Source organism: Nocardia sp. CDC153, assembly GCF_035818515.1.
Lineage (GTDB): Bacteria > Actinomycetota > Actinomycetes > Mycobacteriales > Mycobacteriaceae > Nocardia.
The window spans coordinates 360132-377807 of sequence record NZ_JAYKYU010000004.1; the positions used below are offsets into that span (position 1 = coordinate 360132).

General features: G+C 67.7%; 16 protein-coding genes. 14 read left to right on the forward strand and 2 right to left on the reverse strand.

The window, feature by feature from the left end:
* The first annotated feature begins 72 nt into the window (after positions 1-72).
* The 13 genes from VMT65_RS24145 (at position 73) to VMT65_RS24205 (ending at position 13956) form a co-directional block, all read left to right on the forward strand.
* A complete protein-coding gene (locus tag VMT65_RS24145; RefSeq protein WP_033089305.1) occupies positions 73-267 on the forward strand; it encodes a ubiquitin-like protein Pup in 195 nt (64 codons plus the stop codon).
* On the forward strand, positions 264-1124 hold the full coding sequence (gene prcB / locus VMT65_RS24150) for a proteasome subunit beta (protein WP_326310671.1): 861 nt from the start codon (positions 264-266) through the stop codon (positions 1122-1124). Before VMT65_RS24145 ends, prcB begins: the two co-directional genes overlap by 4 nt.
* The gene (gene prcA, locus VMT65_RS24155) at positions 1121-1891 is read left to right on the forward strand and encodes a proteasome subunit alpha (RefSeq protein ID WP_326310672.1); all 771 of its coding nucleotides are present in this window, start codon (positions 1121-1123) and stop codon (positions 1889-1891) included. The genes prcB and prcA overlap by 4 nt, the downstream gene beginning before the upstream one ends.
* Before the next feature lie 150 nt (positions 1892-2041).
* Positions 2042-3613: an RNA-guided endonuclease InsQ/TnpB family protein gene (locus tag VMT65_RS24160; protein ID WP_326310673.1), complete on the forward strand. Its 1572-nt coding sequence runs from the start codon at positions 2042-2044 to the stop codon at positions 3611-3613.
* Positions 3614-3678: 65 nt separating this feature from the next.
* Entirely contained in the window at positions 3679-5037 is a 1359-nt protein-coding gene (gene pafA / locus VMT65_RS24165) for a Pup--protein ligase (RefSeq protein ID WP_326310674.1), read from the forward strand.
* Between the two features lie 226 nt (positions 5038-5263).
* Positions 5264-6256 carry a helix-turn-helix transcriptional regulator gene (locus tag VMT65_RS24170; RefSeq protein ID WP_326310675.1) on the forward strand — a complete coding sequence of 331 codons (993 nt, stop codon included), beginning with the start codon at positions 5264-5266 and terminating at the stop codon, positions 6254-6256.
* A gap of 170 nt (positions 6257-6426) precedes the next feature.
* Complete coding sequence (locus tag VMT65_RS24175; RefSeq protein WP_442790304.1) at positions 6427-7383, forward strand: helix-turn-helix transcriptional regulator; 957 nt, start codon at positions 6427-6429, stop codon at positions 7381-7383.
* Between the two features lie 26 nt (positions 7384-7409).
* The gene (locus tag VMT65_RS24180; protein WP_326310676.1) at positions 7410-8429 is read left to right on the forward strand and encodes a 2-dehydropantoate 2-reductase; all 1020 of its coding nucleotides are present in this window, start codon (positions 7410-7412) and stop codon (positions 8427-8429) included.
* A gap of 64 nt (positions 8430-8493) precedes the next feature.
* Positions 8494-8775 carry a Sec-independent protein translocase subunit TatA gene (gene tatA, locus VMT65_RS24185; RefSeq protein ID WP_326310677.1) on the forward strand — a complete coding sequence of 94 codons (282 nt, stop codon included), beginning with the start codon at positions 8494-8496 and terminating at the stop codon, positions 8773-8775.
* Between the two features lie 119 nt (positions 8776-8894).
* On the forward strand, positions 8895-9869 hold the full coding sequence (gene tatC, locus VMT65_RS24190) for a twin-arginine translocase subunit TatC (RefSeq protein WP_326311183.1): 975 nt from the start codon (positions 8895-8897) through the stop codon (positions 9867-9869).
* A gap of 3 nt (positions 9870-9872) precedes the next feature.
* Positions 9873-12566, forward strand: coding sequence for a DEAD/DEAH box helicase (locus VMT65_RS24195; protein ID WP_326310678.1), 2694 nt, complete (start codon positions 9873-9875; stop codon positions 12564-12566).
* A gap of 113 nt (positions 12567-12679) precedes the next feature.
* The gene (locus VMT65_RS24200) at positions 12680-13396 is read left to right on the forward strand and encodes a DUF4333 domain-containing protein (RefSeq protein ID WP_326310679.1); all 717 of its coding nucleotides are present in this window, start codon (positions 12680-12682) and stop codon (positions 13394-13396) included.
* A gap of 179 nt (positions 13397-13575) precedes the next feature.
* Positions 13576-13956, forward strand: a complete 381-nt coding sequence (locus VMT65_RS24205) for a hypothetical protein (protein WP_326310680.1) — start codon at positions 13576-13578, stop codon at positions 13954-13956.
* 142 nt (positions 13957-14098) lie between these two features.
* Here VMT65_RS24205 and VMT65_RS24210 read toward each other — a convergent pair whose 3' ends face one another.
* Positions 14099-15067, reverse strand: coding sequence for a 5'-3' exonuclease (locus VMT65_RS24210; protein WP_326310681.1), 969 nt, complete (start codon positions 15065-15067; stop codon positions 14099-14101).
* A 255-nt stretch (positions 15068-15322) separates the two neighbouring features.
* On the opposite strand from VMT65_RS24210, the gene VMT65_RS24215 reads away from it, so the two are divergent.
* The gene (locus VMT65_RS24215) at positions 15323-16453 is read left to right on the forward strand and encodes a M24 family metallopeptidase (protein WP_326310682.1); all 1131 of its coding nucleotides are present in this window, start codon (positions 15323-15325) and stop codon (positions 16451-16453) included.
* A 30-nt stretch (positions 16454-16483) separates the two neighbouring features.
* Here VMT65_RS24215 and VMT65_RS24220 read toward each other — a convergent pair whose 3' ends face one another.
* Positions 16484-17641 (reverse strand): serine hydrolase domain-containing protein, encoded by a 1158-nt coding sequence (locus tag VMT65_RS24220; protein WP_326310683.1) that lies wholly within the window; start codon positions 17639-17641, stop codon positions 16484-16486.
* Positions 17642-17676 lie beyond the last annotated feature (35 nt).

The window sequence follows — 17676 nt, forward strand, 5'->3', positions numbered from 1 at the left end:
GGGTAGTGTTGACAGCACGAGCATCGGATCTTCTCCGGTGCTCGCCGATGATCACAGAGGAGGTCGGCTGCTATGGCACAAGAGCAGACCAAGCGCGCCGGTGGTGGCGACGAGGACGAGGGCCCGGTCGGTGACGGCGGGGCGGGACAGGAGCGTCGCGAGAAGCTGGCGGAGGAAACCGACGACCTGCTCGACGAGATCGACGACGTGCTCGAGGAGAACGCGGAGGACTTCGTCCGTGCGTACGTGCAGAAAGGCGGCCAGTGACATCAGGTGACCCCCTGCGGCTCCAACTGGGGTTCGCCCAATCCTCCTTCTCCGAGTACCTGCGTTTGCACGCCCCGGAACTGTTGCCCGGCAACGGAATCCGATCCGACGGCAGCCACCCGAATCCGGGTACGCCGTCGGACATCGCTCCGCACGGCACCACCATCGTCGCGGTCAGCTACCGCGGCGGTGTGCTGATCGCCGGTGACCGCCGCGCCACCCAGGGCAACCTGCTGGCCAGCCGCGACATCGAGAAGGTGTACATCACCGACACCTACTCCGCGGCCGGCATCGCGGGCACCGCGGGCATGGCGATCGAGATGATCCGCCTGTTCGCGGTCGAACTCGAGTACTACGAGAAGATCGAGGGCGTCCCCCTCACCTTCGACGGCAAGTCCAACAAGCTGTCGAAGATGGTGCGCGACAACCTCCCCGCGGCCCTGCAGGGCCTCGCGGTGGTGCCGCTGCTGGTCGGCTACGACCCGGATGCTCAGGATCCGGACAAGGCCGGGCGGATCGTGTCCTACGACGTGGTCGGCGGACGCAGCGAGGAGCGCTTCGGGTACACCGCGGTGGGGTCGGGTTCACTGTTCGCCAAGTCGTCGCTGAAGAAGACCTATCAGCGCGGGATCGATCAGGATCGCGCGCTGCGGATCGCGATCGAATCGCTCTTCGACGCCGCCGACGACGACACCGCCACCGGCGGGCCCGACACGATGCGGAACATCTATCCGACCGCCATCGTGATCGACGCCGAGGGCTCCGAGGAAGTGACCGAGGAGCGCCTGAAGGAGATCACCCGGGCCATGGTGGAGGAGCGGGCCGCGCTGGCGGCAGAGGGGATCGGCGAAGCATGACACTGCCGTATTACGCGTCGGCCGAACAGATCATGCGCGACAAGACCGAACTCGCGCGCAAGGGCATCGCGCGGGGTCGGTCGGTTGTCGTGCTGGTCTACGACAAGGGTGTGGTGTTCGTGGCCGAGAACCCCTCGGCCACCCTCCACAAGATCAGTGAGTTGTACGACCGGGTCGGCTTCGCCGCGGTCGGCAAGTACAACGAGTTCGAGGCGCTGCGCCGCGGCGGCATCCTGCAGGCCGACCTGCGCGGCTACCAGTTCGACCGGCGCGACGTGACCGGCCGCTTCCTGGCCAACCTCTACGCGCAGAGCCTCGGCACCATCTTCACCGACCAGCTCAAGCCCTACGAGGTGGAGATCTGCGTCGCGGAGGTGGGATACCCGGAGCAGTCCTCGAATTCGGTGCTCTACCGCATCAACTTCGACGGATCCATTGTGGACGAACGGGAATTCGTGGTGATGGGCGGCAACACCGACCCGATCACCACCGCCCTCAAGGCTTCCTACAAGCCCGGCATGGACCTGCATTCGGCCATCACCACGGCGGTGGCCGCGCTGCAGAAGGCCGTCCCCGAGGGCGACAAGGACAAGACCCGCACCCTGAGCCCCGGCTCGCTCGAGGTGGCCACCCTGGAACAGGGCCGCCCCCGCCGCGCGTTCCGCCGCCTCCAGGGCGCGGTCCTCGCCGAACTGGTAACCGGCAAGGCCCCGAACGCGAAAGCCGCGGCCGAAGCCGAGAAGCCGTCGTCTGGAGATCCCTCCTAGACGCTGAGATTCACTCGGTGAATCGGGCCGCGAACCAATGGGTTCGCGGCCCGATTCGTTCTGGACACACATGGGGGCGTGGAGCATCGGGGGCATCGCGCGAGTCGAGGGCCGCGGTCGCTCTCGGTGTATCTGTCGGTGGTGCCTGGCATGATCTCGTCACGTCGGCATCCCCGGGTCGGGTGCGGCGTCCGAAGCGAGAAGCGTTCTGCATCAACCGATGAAGGGCTGATCGACCTCATGATGCGTGCATACCGGTTACCGACGACGGCCAACCCCGGCAAGCTTGCGGCCGTCGCCGCGATCCTGCCGGAGTGGCAGCGTGGTTTGGTGCACGTGCAATACCTTCAAGTGCGGAAGTTGAAGGCGGGCATCGGCACCTTGGGGTGGCTCGAGCCGGAAGAGACGCGGGCGCTTCCGTCGTATCTTTCTCAGCGCCAATGGAAGTCGGTCGTCAACCAGGTCAATATGGCCCTGCAGGCGTGGCAGGCCGCTGCTCGCGTCGGAATTCGGGGAATGATCGCTGTGCTCGTGCTTCCCCCAGAACAGGAGGCTCTGCGCGCGGACCTGTATCGGGTCAACGCGTACTCGGCGTGGTGGCTGGGGGACGGGCTGCTCGATGAGAAGCGCGGCCTCAGGGTTTCGGATCAAGCTGTCGCGATCGCGGAGACGCTGGCGAACGCCTGGGTACGAGCACATCGGTTCCCCAACCTCAGCCGAGTCCGGACCATGCACATGGACGGGATCATTGCCGGCGTCAGCGGGTCGGCCAAGGCGCACGCCGACTACTGGGTCAAGGTGTCAACCCTGGTCAAGGGCAAGCCTGTAGCCATCCCGCTGCACGGTTACCGGTACTTCGCTCATGCGGAGGGGGACATTCGGAACTTTTGCCAGGTCGCGGTGGGTGAGGATGGTCAGGTCACCTTCACCCTGGTCAAGAAGTCCGTGGCTGCGCCTCGGCGTAAGTCTGGGCGATCCGTGGGGCTGGATTGGGGCCTGAAGAATGTCTTCGCGACGAGTGACGGCCAGATCCTGGGTCGGCAAGTCCATGCCTGGCTGTCCGAGCGGGATACGGAGTTGGCAGCGCTGGTCGAGGCCCTGCAACGGCAGGGTGTCCGACCGCGTGATTCCAAGCGGTACGCGAAGCTGAATCGCCGGATTCGTGAGTACGTCCGCAACGAAGTCAACAGAATCCTGAATCGGTTGGCGGCGAAGGACATCCGGGAGCTGGTGGTCGAGAGACTGGACTTTCGGTTGGGCGGGCTCTCGGCTCGCCTCAATCGCATGCTGACTCGTGCGGGACGAGCTGCGGTCAAGGACAAGCTCGCTGCCCTGGGCGAGACCCACGGGATTACCGTCATCGAGGTGAACCCGGCGCATACCTCTCGGACCTGCTCGGGCTGTGGGTATGCGGACAAGAGAAACAGGACTTCCCAGAAGCGGTTCGTATGCCGCTTCTGCGGACGGAAACTCCTGGCGGACATCAACGCCGCACGCAATATCCTCGGACGTTCCGGGGACATGAGCGGTGACCGATATCTGTCGAAGGAGGCAGTCCTTGCGGAGATCGACCGCCGATTCCACGTCCGCTGGCGTACTGAAGCGGCCGATCTCCGTGAGCGATTTCGACGCGGTACTGCGGTGCCGCTGCGCCGTTCTGGACGGCGTCAACCGGGGTCGTGGCATCGGAAAATGGCTCCGGACACTGCTAAATCGTTGTGAAGACGTTTGCATGAGCTGTCCAACAGCGCCCTTACCGGGCCAAATATCGCTGTAATGTCGATACTGTGCAGCGACGAATCATGGGGATCGAGACCGAATTCGGGGTGACGTGCACCTTCCACGGTCACCGACGGTTGAGTCCTGACGAGGTGGCCCGGTACTTGTTCCGCCGGGTGGTTTCTTGGGGCCGTAGTTCTAACGTGTTCCTCCGCAACGGTGCCCGGCTCTACCTCGATGTCGGTTCCCATCCGGAGTACGCGACGGCCGAGTGCGACAGCTTGGTGCAGCTGGTCACTCACGATCGAGCTGGTGAGCGGGTTCTGGAAGACCTGCTCATCGACGCCGAGCAGCGGCTGGCCGAGGAGGGGATCGGGGGGGATATCTATCTGTTCAAGAACAACACCGATTCGGCGGGGAACTCGTACGGGTGTCATGAGAACTTCCTCGTGGTGCGGGCCGGGGAGTTCTCGCGGATTTCGGATGTGCTGTTGCCGTTCCTGGTTACCCGGCAGTTGATCTGCGGGGCGGGGAAGGTGTTGCAGACGCCGAAGGCGGCGACGTTCTGTCTGTCGCAGCGGGCCGAGCACATCTGGGAGGGTGTGTCGTCGGCGACCACGCGCTCGCGGCCGATCATCAATACGCGCGACGAGCCGCATGCCGATGCCGAGAAGTACCGGCGGCTGCATGTGATCGTGGGCGACTCGAACATGAGCGAGACCACCACCATGCTCAAGGTGGGCACGGCCTCGCTGGTGCTCGAGATGATCGAGGCGGGCGTGGCGTTCCGAGACTTCGCTCTGGACAACCCGATTCGCGCCATCCGCGAGGTGTCGCACGATCTCACCGGGCGGCGGCCGGTGCGGCTGGCCGGTGGTCGGCAGGCCTCGGCGCTCGATATTCAGCGCGAGTACTACGCCCGCGCCGTCGAGCACCTGCGCAACCGCGACCGCGATCCGCAGGTCGACGCGGTGGTGGATCTGTGGGGTCGCACCCTGGATGCCGTCGAGGCGCAGGATTTCGCCAAGGTGGACACCGAGATCGACTGGATCATCAAGCGCAAGCTGTTCCAGCGGTATCAGGACCGCTACAACATGGAGCTGTCCGATCCCAAGATCGCCCAGCTGGATCTGGCCTACCACGACATCAAGCGCGGCCGCGGCGTCTTCGACCTGCTCGCCCGCAAGGGTCTGGCCAAGCGGGTCACCGAGGACGAGGCAGTGGACGCGGCAGTCACCACGCCGCCGCAGACCACCCGGGCCAAGCTGCGCGGCGATTTCATCACCGCCGCCCAGGAGGCCGGACGCGACTTCACGGTCGACTGGGTCCACCTCAAGCTCAACGACCAGGCTCAGCGCACGGTCCTGTGCAAGGACCCGTTCCGCTCGGTCGACGAGCGAGTGGATCGCCTGATCGCTTCGATGTGAGGGCCCCAACTCTCGGGGACTCTCAGGGGGCTTCGCCCCCGAACCCCCTCGAGACTTTCGGGGCTCCGCCCCGGACCCCGGCACTCGGGCTTGCGGGCCGCGAACCAGTTCGGTTCGCGGCCCGCTCGCTTGTCCGGGGGGCTGCGGCTGTCCGCTAGGGGCGGTTAGGGGGAAATAGCGACCGCCCATGCGCCATGTTGGCGGTGCGCCCATTACTCTCTATCGGGTGGCGATATCCAAGGTCGAGCGGTTGATGAATCTGGTTATCGCGCTGCTGTCCACCCGGCAGTTCCTGACCGCGGAGCGGATCCGGGACAGTGTGGCCGGGTACGAGGAGTCCGCGAGCGACGAGGCGTTCAGCCGGATGTTCGAGCGGGACAAGAACGAGCTGCGCGATCTGGGCATTCCGCTGGAAATCGGGCCGGTGAGCCGGTATTCGAGTGTCGAGGGCTACCGCATCAACCGGGACGCCTACGAGCTGCCGGACATCGATCTCACCAGCGAGGAGGCCGCCGCGGTGGCGGTGGCCGTGCAGCTGTGGGAGTCGCCGGAGTTGGCGGCGGCCGCCGAGGGCGCGATGCTCAAGCTGCGCGCGGCCGGAATTCACGTGGAGCCCGACGCCGGGGTGTCGGCGGTGCCCGCGGTTCCGGCGCGCACCCGCGGCTCGGAGCCGGTGCTGGGCAAGCTGCTCGCCGCGATCGACGCCGGACGGTCGGTGAAGTTCAATCACCGTCAGTCGCACGGGGATCCGGTGGAGCGCGATGTGCAGCCGTGGGGTGTGGTCACCCATCACGGCCGCTGGTATCTGGTCGGGCACGACAATGTGCGTGATGCGCAGCGGGTGTTCCGCATCTCGCGCATCGACGAGGACGTCACCGAATACGGTCCGGCCAATGCCGTGCACAAGCCGGAGGATCTCGATCTGCGGGCCGTGGTCGCCGAGGTCACCGCGCAGACCCCGATCACCGGCTCGGCGACGGTGTGGGTGGCCGACGGGCGCGGTCAGGAGATCCGCCGCCTCGGCCCGATCATGGAGGAGCGCGTCCTGGGTGGACGCAAGGGTTCGATCGTGGAGGTGCCCATCCGTTCTCGCGACTGGCTCGCGCGGCTCATCACCGGCCTCGGCGCGGACGCCCTGGTCCTCGCGCCGGAAGACCTGCGCGACAATGTGATCGCGCGCCTGAAGTCGGTGCTGGAGCGGACGGAGGTCAGCGCGTGAGCGACACGGCACGGAAACACCGGGGCGACAACGTCTCCGACGGCAACCGCAAGCCTGCCGACGGCAACCGCAAGAACGACGGCGGTCGCGCCTCCGAGGGCGCGAAGGACCGGCGGGGGAGCGCGGCCACCACGACCCGGCTCTCGACGCGGTTGGCGCGACTGCTGAACATGGTCCCGTACTTCCAGGCCAACCCGGGCATCAGCGCGGCCGAGGCGGCCGCGGAGCTCGGCGTGTCCACCAAACAGCTGATGACCGACCTGAATCAGCTGTGGATGTGCGGCCTGCCCGGCTACGGCCCCGGCGATCTCATCGACCTGTCCTTCTCCGAGGAGAGCATCGAGGTCACCTTCTCCGCGGGCATCGACCGCCCGCTGCGCCTGACCTCCCTGGAGGCGACCGCGCTGCTGGTGGCGTTGCGCTCCATCGTGGACCTACCCGGCATGGTGGATCCGAGCGCGGCCCACGCGGCCATCGCCAAGATCGAATCCGCCATCTCCGGACGGGAATTCGAGGGCCCGACCCAGCCGGTGCCGGTCGAGGCACCCGCCGTGGCGACCGTCCGGTCCGCCGTCGAGCACGGTCACGCCCTGCGCCTGGTCTACTACTCGGCGAGCCGCGATGTGGTCTCCGAGCGCGTCGTGGATCCGATCCGAATCGTGCTGGTGGACAACAACAGCTACCTCCAGGCATGGTGCCGGCAAGCCGAGGGCGTCCGCCTGTTCCGCCTCGACCGCATCGAGGAGGCCACCGAACTCGACGAGCCGGCCCGCCCGCCCGCCGACGCCGCCGCGGACGAGACCTCGGCCCTGGACCTGTTCGTCGACGATCCGGCGGTTCCGCTGGCCCGCTTGCTGATTCGCCCCGACTACGCCTGGGTGCTCGAGCAGTACCCGATGCACAAGGTCACCACCCACCCGGACGGCAGCGTCGAGGCCACCATGCGCTTCGCCACCCTGGACTGGATGGCGCGACTGCTGCTCGGCTTCGGCGCGGGCGTCACCGTGCTCGGCCCGGCCGAACTGGTGACGGCCGTGCGCGAGCGTTCCGGCTCGGCGTTGGCGGCGTACGCGGCCGCCGCCGAGGACGACGCCTTCGCCGGGCTCGAGGGGGTCGGTCCCGCTTGAGCCCGGCTTTGAAATCAACACCGCGAGTGACGGTGCTGGGAGCGGGCAGCATCGGATGCTATGTCGGCGGCAGGCTGGCCGCGGCGGGGGCGGAGGTCACGTTCGTGGGACGCCCGCGCGTTCTCGACGAACTGCGCACGTTCGGGCTGCGGCTCACCGATCTCGACGGCGATACCGTGCGCGTCGAACCGGACGCCTTCCACACCGCGACCGAACCGACCGGCGACACCGACCTGGTACTCGTCACCGTGAAATCCGCGGACACGGCCACCGCCGCGGCCGAGCTGGCCAATCTGGTGAAGCCGGGGACCGTGGTCGTCAGCCTGCAGAACGGCATCGGCAACGACGCGGTCATCCGCGAGATCCTGCCCGCCTGCGTGGTGCTCGCGGGCATGGTCATGTTCAATGTCGTGCACCACGGCCAGGGCCGCTTCCACCGCGGCACCGCGGGCACGGTCGATATCGCCGACGACCTGGTGCTCGGCCGGTTCGCCCCGATCTTCGGCAAGTCCGGTCTGGGCTTCAAACGCCACTCGGACCTGCTGCCCATCCAGTGGGCCAAGCTGCTGCTCAATCTGAACAACCCCGTCAACGCGCTGTCGGGCCGCCCACTGCGCGAGGAGCTGGGCACCCGCGACTATCGCCGCTGTCTGTCGCTGGCCCAGCGCGAGGCCCTCGCGGCCATGGCCGCGGCCCGCATTCGCCCGGCCCGACTCACCCCGCTGCCCCCGGAGGCGATGGCCCGCCTGCTCACCGTCCCCGACGGTGTCTTCCGCCGGGTTGCCGCCAAGGTGCTGGCCGTGGATCCGGTGGCCCGCTCGTCCATGGCCGATGACCTGGCCGCCGGGCGCAAAACCGAAATCCCTTGGCTGTGCGGAGAAATCGTGAGCCTCGGGGCCATGGTAGGAATACCAACGCCGGTGAACCAGAAGCTGATCGACCTCGTGACTGCTGCGGAGAACGGCGACCGGCGCACCTGGTCGGGCCCGGAATTGCTGGAACAACTCGTGCGGGCCGCGCGTGACGGCGCGGCGAACAAGGGTTGACAACAAGGTTCGCCATATGCGGGTCCGGTAGCATCGGACTCACCAATTCTTTGGAGGTAATGGAATGACAGGCGCCATCAGCCCGTGGCACTTGCTGATCGTCGTGCTGATCTTCTTGCTGTTCTTCGGTTCGAAGCGCATGCCGGATGCCGCCCGCAGCCTGGGCCGCTCGATGCGCATTTTCAAGACCGAGGTCAGCCAGATGCAGGCCGAGGGCAAGACGGGCGAGGCCGCTCCCGAGGCGCAGGCGCAGCCCGCGCAGCCGGTCACGCCCCCGGCTCAGCTGCCCCCGGCCCAGCCGGTGCAGCCGCCCGCGCCGCAGCCGAACGACCAGCAGAAGGCCTGAGGCCACGTTTTGTCCGGGATGAGTGAATCTCATCCCGGGTAAGTCGTTGTCCGGGTCCGGGTTGCCGCGAGGCTCCGGTTTGTTGGCCGCAAGGCGGAGGCAGTCAGACACACATGCGTATGCGCATCCCGTTCGATCCCCGGCGCAGCAAGCGCCGCACCAACCCCGACGGCACCATGTCGCTGGTGGAGCACCTTTCGGAGCTGCGCCGGCGACTGCTGATCGCGTTGGCGTGGATCGCGGTCGGCACCCTGTTCGGTTTCTTCTGGTACTCGCATTCCCTGTTCGGGATCGAGAGCCTGGGCGAGATCCTGCGCGGCCCCTACTGTGATCTGCCCGCCTCCTCGCGCGCGAATCTCAGTGCCGACGGCGCCTGCCGACTGTTGGCGACCGCGCCTTTCGAGCAGTTCACCCTGCGGTTGAAGGTCGGCACCACCGCGGGTGTGGTGGCGGCCAGCCCGTTCTGGCTCTACCAGCTGTGGGCGTTCATCACCCCCGGCCTCTACGCCAAGGAACGCAAGTACGCGATCTCCTTCGTGGCGGCGGGCGCGGCGCTGTTCATCACCGGCGCGGTGCTGGCGTACTGGGTTGTCGCCCACGCGCTCAGCTTCCTGATGACCATCGGCAACAATGTGCAGATCACCGCGCTCTCGGGTGCGCAGTACTTCAGCTTCATCATCAAGCTGCTGGTGATCTTCGGCGTGAGCTTCGAAACACCGTTGCTCATCGTGGGTTTGAACTTCCTGGGAGTTCTGACCTACCAGCGGCTCACCAAATGGCGGCGCGGGCTGATCTTCGGCCTGTTCGTGTTCGCGGCCATCGTGACCCCGCAGGACCCGATCTCCATGCTGTCGCTGGCGCTCGCGCTGACCCTGCTGTTCGAGATCGCGGTGCAGGTGGCGCGCTTCAACGACAAGCGTCGCGCCCGCAATGCCGAGAACTGGGACAACCTCGCCGACGACCAGGCCTCCCCGCTCGACACCTCGGTCGGCGGCGTCGACGCGGCGACCCCGGTCCCGGCGGCCGAACCGGTCGCCGCCACACCGCTGCAGAAAACAACGAGAGACGTGTCGGATTACTCCGATACGCTCTGACAAGTGATCTCAAGGTCGCTTACTGGCGAACTGGCGGCATTCGCCGCCGAACTGAAATTCCAGCTCGACCCGTTCCAACGGCAGTCGTGTGAGGCGCTCGAGGGCGGGCACAGCGTGCTCGTCTGCGCGCCCACCGGCGCGGGCAAGACCGTGGTGGGCGAATTCGCCGTCCACCTGGCGCTGGCCTCGGGTGGCAAGTGCTTCTACACGACGCCGATCAAGGCGCTGTCGAATCAGAAGTTCGCCGATCTCACCGAACGTTACGGTCGCGACGAGGTCGGCTTGCTGACCGGCGACCAGTCCATCAACCCGGACGCCTCGGTGGTGGTGATGACCACCGAGGTGCTGCGCAACATGCTCTACGCGAGTTCGGATGCGCTGCGCGGGCTTTCGTACGTCGTCATGGACGAGGTGCACTATCTGGCCGACCGGTTCCGCGGCGCGGTGTGGGAGGAAGTCATCCTGCATCTGCCGCCGGAGGTGCGGCTGGTGAGCCTGTCGGCGACGGTGTCCAATGCCGAGGAATTCGGCGCGTGGATGGAGACCGTGCGCGGTGATACCGCGGTCATCGTGGACGAGACGCGGCCGGTGCCGCTGTGGCAGCACGTCATGGTCGGCCGTCGCATGTTCGACCTGTTCGACTCTCGCTCCAGCGATGCCAAGGTGATCGTGGACGAGGATCTGCAGCGCTACATCAAACACCGCGAAGCCACCGACCGGATGGACAATTGGGCCGTTCCGGGCCGCGGGCGCGGCGGGCCGCGGCGTTCGTTCCGGCCCATGCCGCGGCCGGAGGTCATCGCCAAACTCGATGACGAGGGGCTGCTACCCGCGATCACCTTCATCTTCAGCCGCGCCGGATGCGATGGGGCCCTGGCCCAATGCGTGCGCTCGCGCCTGGATCTCTCGCGCGAGGACGACCGCGAGCAGATCGACGCCATTATCGAGAAGCACACCGGGGATCTGCCGCGCAGCGACCTCGAGGTGCTCGGGTACTGGGAGTGGCGCGAGGCGCTGCACCGCGGCTTCGCCGCGCACCACGCCGGCATGCTGCCCGCCTTCCGGCACACGGTCGAGGAGCTGTTCGTGCGCGGGCTGGTGCGGGCCGTGTTCGCCACGGAGACACTGGCTCTGGGCATCAATATGCCCGCGCGCACCGTCGTGCTCGAACGCCTCGTCAAGTTCAATGGCGAGAGTCACGCCGAGCTGACGCCGGGGGAGTACACGCAGCTCACCGGGCGCGCGGGGCGGCGCGGCATCGATGTCGAGGGGCACGCGGTGGTGCTGTGGCAGCCGGAGGTCGACACCTCGGCGGTCGCGGGTCTGGCTTCCACGCGGACCTATCCGCTGCGGTCGTCGTTCCGGCCGGGCTACAACATGTCGATCAATCTGGTCGATCGGATGGGCGCGGTGGAGTCGCGGGCGCTGCTCGAGCGGTCCTTCGCCCAGTTCCAGGCCGACCGGTCGGTCGTGGGATTGGTGCGCGGCATCGAACGCAACGAGGCCCAGCTGCGCAAGCTGCGCTCGCAGCTCGGCGACGAGAGCTTCTTCGAGTACATCCAACTGCGCGAACGGATTCGGGAACGCGAACGCCACATCGAACGGCAGGGTCGCACCGACCGGCGGCAGGCCGCGGTCACGGCGTTGACTTCGTTGCGACGCGGCGATGTGGTGGCGATTCCGTCCGGACGCCGCCAGGGTCTCGCGGTCATCCTGGAACCCGATGCGACACCGGGGGATCCGCGACCGCTGGTGCTCACCGAAGACAAGTGGGCCGGGCGCATCTCGGCCGCCGACTTCCCGACCCCGGCCGAATCGCTGGGTCGGCTGCGGCTGCCCAAGCATGTGGATCACCGCACCGCGCGGGTGCGCCGCGATCTGGCCTCGGCGCTGCGCAGCACCGGCATCACCATGCCCCGGCGCGGCCGCCAGGGCGGCAAGTCCAAGGCCGCCGACGATCGCGAGCTGCAAACTTTGCGGCGGGCGCTGCGCAATCACCCGGCACACGCGCGCCCGGATCGAGAGCAGTTGGCGCGCATCGGCGAACGCTACAACCGGGTCGAACGCGAGACCGAGCATCTGCGTCAGCAGGTGGCGGCCACCACCAACTCCCTCGCGCGCACCTTCGACCGGATCATCGGGCTGCTCGAGGAACGCGGCTACGTCGAGGACGGGGAGGTCACCCAGGACGGTCGCCGCCTGGCCCGCATCTACGCCGAGGCGGATCTGGTTGTGGCCGAAGCGCTTCGGCAGGGGCTGTGGCGCGGGCTCGGCCCGGCCGAGCTGGCCGCGGTAGTGTCGATCCTGGTCTACGAGTCCCGGCAGGAGGGCGGCTACCTCGGTGCCTCCGGGCCGACCGCCCCGATTCGGCGAGCCGTGGACGCCACCATCGGCGTGTGGTCGCAGCTGCGCGCCGACGAGGCCCGGCATCGGCTGCAGCCCACCCGCGAACCCGACCTCGGTTTCGTCACCGGCGTCTACACCTGGGCTCGCGGCGATGATCTCGCCGATGCCCTGCTCGCCTCCGGAGATCGCGGAAATCCGCTCTCCGCCGGTGATTTCGTGCGCTGGTGTCGCCAGGTCATCGACCTGCTGGACCAGATTCACAGCACCGCCGACGATGTCGAGGTGGCGGCCACCGCGAGCAAGGCGGTGCGGGCCATCCGCCGGGGTGTCGTGGCCGTGGACGCGGCGTAGTAGAAACGACTGTGCTTTGATTCTTGGGATGTACCGACCGCAGCGCGAACACGAGCGTGTTCCCGCTCGGGGGGCTAGCGTGAGTACAACGAATTGCGAGTGGAGGCAAGCACATGAGCGGCCCGTACGGACCGAATGACGCCCCTGCCGGGGGAGGCAACGATCCGACGCAGCAGTGGGGCGGGCAGCAGCCCGCGCCCGGCGCCGGACCGACTCAGCAATGGGGCGGCCAGCAGCCCGCCCAGCCGACCACGCAGTGGGGCGACCCGTCGCAGCAGCAACCGCAGCAGCAGTGGGCGCAGAGCCAGCCGCAACAGCCGACCCAGCAGCCCTGGGGTCAGTCGCAGCCGCAGCAGCCGGTGCAGCAGTGGGGGCAGAGCCAGCCGCAGCAGCCCGTGCAGCAGTGGGGTCAGTCGCAGCCGCAGTGGCCGCAGCAGGGTCAGCCGGGACAACCGGATTGGAGCCAGCAGTCCGGTCAGCAGTGGCCGCAGCCGCAGCCGCAGCCGCCGTCCGGCGGTAAGAAGAAGACCGGTCTGATCATCGGGATCGTGGCCGCAGTCGTGCTGGTGCTGGTCGTGGTCGGAGGCGGGCTGGCCTGGCTATTGAGCAAGGACCAGCTCGACAACAAGGCGGTCCAGACCGGGGTGCAGAAGGTGCTCAAGGACTCCTACGGCATCGACGATGTGCAGGACGTGAGCTGCCCGTCGGGTGAGAAGGTCCAGGTGGACAAGACCTTCGACTGCACGCTCAAGGTCGGTGGCGAGAACAAGAAGGTCACCATCAAGATCACCAAGGACGACGGCACCTACGAGGTGGGTCGTCCCAGCTGATCGGAGCGAGTTTCTCGACTTTCATGGTGGGTCCGGATGTGATCGCGGGATCGCATTCGGGCCCTTCTGTTTGCGACGGGTTGGCTCGCTGAGGTGCGGGGTACAGTGGGCGACAGTTCATTTTCGACTACGAATCGGGGGGCCGATACATGAGTGCGTTGCAGGTGGTTGGTCGAGGCGTGACGGCGGCGTCGGTGGCGCTTGGCGTGGTGTTGTTGGCACCGGTCGCCGGCGCGGACGGGTCGTCGACGCCGGTCGCGATCGACTGCACGACATTTCAGGCGGTGGTCGAGCCGTCGCGAATGCTGATCGCCTGCGGTGACGGCACCGTCACGGTCAAGGACATCACCTGGACCAGTTGGGGGCCGACGACCGCAGAAGGCGACGGCACCGAATACCGTGTCGTGTGCCAGCCCAATTGTGCCGGGGGACATGAGGTCCACCAGCCGACCCACGTCACGCTGCGCAAGGTCTCCGAGCCCGGCGACTACTTCGGCGAAGCCGTGATCACCGACCTCAACGGGAATCCCGAAACCTGGCCCATGGCATCGCCGCGCTGACCGCGCCGGGGCGGTTGGCCACCGCCGCCACGCACATCACGTTGAGCAAGCTGAAGGAGGCGGCCATCAGCGATCTGAATGGTCGGCCCGAGACCTGGCCGGTCGGGCCGCTGCGGCACTGACCAGCGTCCGGGGGCACTGATCAGCGTTTGGCCATGGCGGTGATGAGGCGCTTTACCGGGCTCTCGGCGTTGTAGGCAACGGCCAACTGCGCCAGGCGATCCGGATCGGCGGGGGTGTGGGGGAGCAGGTCCGGGCCGGAGTAGTCGACCTTGGCGTCGCGCACCACCCGGACCACCGGGGCCGCGGCCTTCAGATAGTCGTCGGCGGCAATGAGTTTGGCGCGCACGCCCTTGGCGAGGTCGGAGTCCGGGTCGGCCGCGGCCGCCCGAAGTGCCTCGACCGAACCGTATTTGGAGATGAGTTGGGCCGCGGACTTGTCGCCGATTCCCGCAACCCCGGGCAGACCGTCGGAGGCGTCACCCCGCAGGGTGGCCATATCGGCGTAGGCCGGGCCCGCGTTCTGCTCCGGCACACCGTATTTCGCCGATACCTCGGCCGGACCCCACAGCTCGGCCTTGGCCAGTCCGCGCCCCACGTAGAAGACGCGTACCGGCGGAGCGGGCGTATCGCGCACGAGTTGCAGTAGGTCCCGGTCACCGCTGACGACGATCACCTCATCGACGCTCTCCCGCGTCGCGAGCGTTCCGATCACATCATCGGCCTCGAGCCCCTCGGCCCCCGCCGTCGCGATCCCCGCCGCCTCCAATACCTCCATGATCATGTCGACCTGCGGCGTCAAGGTATCCGGCACCTCTTCGAGTTCCACTCCGTCGGCCGACACCCCGCCCTCCTCGGCCACCCGGTGCGCCTTGTACGAGGGCACCAGATCCACCCGATACTGCGGCCGCCAATCCAGGTCCAGACACACCACCAACCGACTCGGCGCATGCTGCTTGACCAGCGCCGCAACCATATCGGTGAACCCCCGCAACGCGTTCACCGGCCGCCCATCCGGTGCGGTTATCTTCTCCGGGATCGCATAAAACGCCCGAAACCACAAACTCGCCCCATCGAGCAGCAACAACGGACCGGCGGCAGGGTTGCTCATAGCCCCCGACCCTACCGGCACCGCCCGACAACCCGGCGCATAGCGAGCGGGTCGTTGCCTTCCGTGCGGTTGCGGGGGGAGGGGCCGCTCGATCGCGCTGGTGCGGTGAAGGCCACAGTTCGTATCGGTGCTGGTTGAAAGGTGGTGGGCCGCAGTGGGGTCGACACGTGGTGGGGAGGAATCGCGTGTCATCGGGGGTGCGAAGTTCATTGGTGGCTGGAGGGTGGCGGGGGTCGGGGAGTAGCGTCGGATGCCATGAGCTCTCATGACGAGTCACGGTTCGCGGCGGAGGTCTACGGGGCGCGGTTGGAGCGGGCGGCGGAGTTGACCCGCGCTGCCCACTTGGACGCGCTGTTGATTACACCGGGGCCTGACCTGCGGTTTTTATTGGGGTCGCGGGCGCAGTCGTTCGAACGGCTGACGTGTTTGGTGATCCCGGCCAGTGGTGAGACGCCGTCGGTGGTGATTCCGAAACTGGAGTTGGCCTCGTTGAAGGGGTCGGCGGCCGGGGAGCTCGGGCTACAGGTCATCGACTGGGTGGACGGGGTGGATCCGTACCGCATCGTCAAGGGTGTGCTCAATGCCGGTGCGCGCGTGGCGGTCACCGATGTGATGCCCGCGCTGCACCTGCTGCCCATCGCCGATCAGCTTGGCTCGCTGCCGGTTTCGGCCACGCCGCTGCTGCGCGAGCTGCGAATGGTGAAGGACCCCAGCGAGATCGAGGCGCTGCGCCGCGCGGGCGCGGCCATCGACCGCGTGCACGCCCGCATGGGCGAGTTCCTGCGCCCCGGCCGCACCGAGGCCGAGGTGGGCGCGGATATCGCGGCCGCCATCGTCGAGGAGGGCCACACCGAGGCCGATTTCGTCATCGTGGGCAGCGGCCCGCACGGCGCGGACCCGCACCACCTGGTCTCCGAGCGTGTCATCGAGGCCGGTGACGTGGTGGTCATCGATATCGGCGGCCCGGTCGAGCCCGGCTACTTCTCCGACTCCACCCGCACCTACGTCCTCGGCGAGCCCGACGAGGAGATCGCCGCCCAGTTCGCCGAACTCGAAAAGGCCCAGGCCGCGGCCGTCGCCGCGGTCCGCCCCGGCGCGACCGCCGAATCCATCGACGCCGCCGCCCGCGACGTGTTGGTTGCCGCCGGTCTGGGCGACTACTTCGTCCACCGCACCGGCCACGGCATCGGCCTGTCGGTCCACGAGGAGCCCTACATCGTCGCGGGCAACGACCTGGTCCTCGAGCCGGGCATGGCCTTCAGCATCGAGCCGGGCATCTACTTCCCCGGCAGCTGGGGTGCCCGCATCGAGGACATCGTCATCGTCACCGAGGACGGCTGCGAGTCTATGAACAAGCGGCCCCACGGCCTGACCCGCCTGGGCTGACCGTCACCCGCTCGAGGACCGCGCGCGACTTCAGGCGCTGGCATCGAAAGCCGCTGTGTAGCGCCAGAAGTCGCGCATGGTCGAGTCGGGGACGGGGCTGTCCATGCCGACCTGGGTCAGCAGGATGGCGACGGTCCCCGTTGACGGGATGAGGTGGGCGGAGGTGCCGGAGCCGCCGACCCAGCCGTAGCGGCCTGGAACGTTCCAGGGGTCGATGGGGGCGATGTCGATCGCTGAACCGAAGCCCCAACCCTGGCCCTCGAGGAACAGATCGCCGTGGGTGCGCAGGGCCGGGGTGGTGTGGTCGGTGGTCATGAGGCGGACGGAGTTGGCGGACAGGAGTTTTCGCCCGTCCGGGGTGACGCCGTCGGCCAGCAGCATGCGGCCGAAGCGCAGCCAGTCGTCGGCGGTGCCCGCGAGGCCGCCGTTGCCGAGCGGGAACGGCGGCGGGGTGGTCCACTGTCCGTCCGGGCCGTCGGCGAGTTCGAGGCCGGTCTCGCCTCGGCGGTAGTACGAGGTCAAGCGGTCGCGTTTGGGTTCCGGGACAGTGAAGCCGGTGTCCGACATGCCGAGTGGTTCGAGGATTCGCTCGGCGATGAAGTCGGGGAGCGAGCGCCCGGACGCGCGGGTGACGAGTGCCCCTTGCAGGATCGAGCAGGTGTCGTAGAGCCACGCGGTGCCGGGCTGGGCGAGCATCGGGACCTGCGCGAGCGCCCTGAGCCAGTCGTCCATGGGTGGGTAATTGCGTGGTTCGCGGCCGTCGGGCTGCACGCCGAACAGCGCCTGGATGGCGGGAAGTGAGAGGTCGGAGGCCCAGCCGTAGCCGGCTTGGGAGCTGAGCAGGTCGAAGACCGTGATCGGGCGATGCGCGGGCACCACCTCGTCGATCGGGCTGTCCGGGGTGCGCACCACCATCGGGTGCGCGAGTTCGGGCAGCCAGGGGCCGACGGGATCGTGCAGACCGAACACCCCGTCCTCGGCGAGCATCAGCACGGCCGCGGCGGTCAGCGGTTTGGTGATGGAAGCCCAGCGGAATATCGAATCCCTCGTCATGGGCGTCGTGCCCTCGGCGTGAGCGAGACCGACGGCGGCGGTTTCGATCCGGTCGCCGCGGGCGATCAGCCCCACCGCGCCCGGGACGCCGCCATCATCGACGTGGGCCTGCAACACTTCTCGAAGCGTGGACATGGATCAACCCTCTCTCGTGCGCGTTCGAGAAAAGG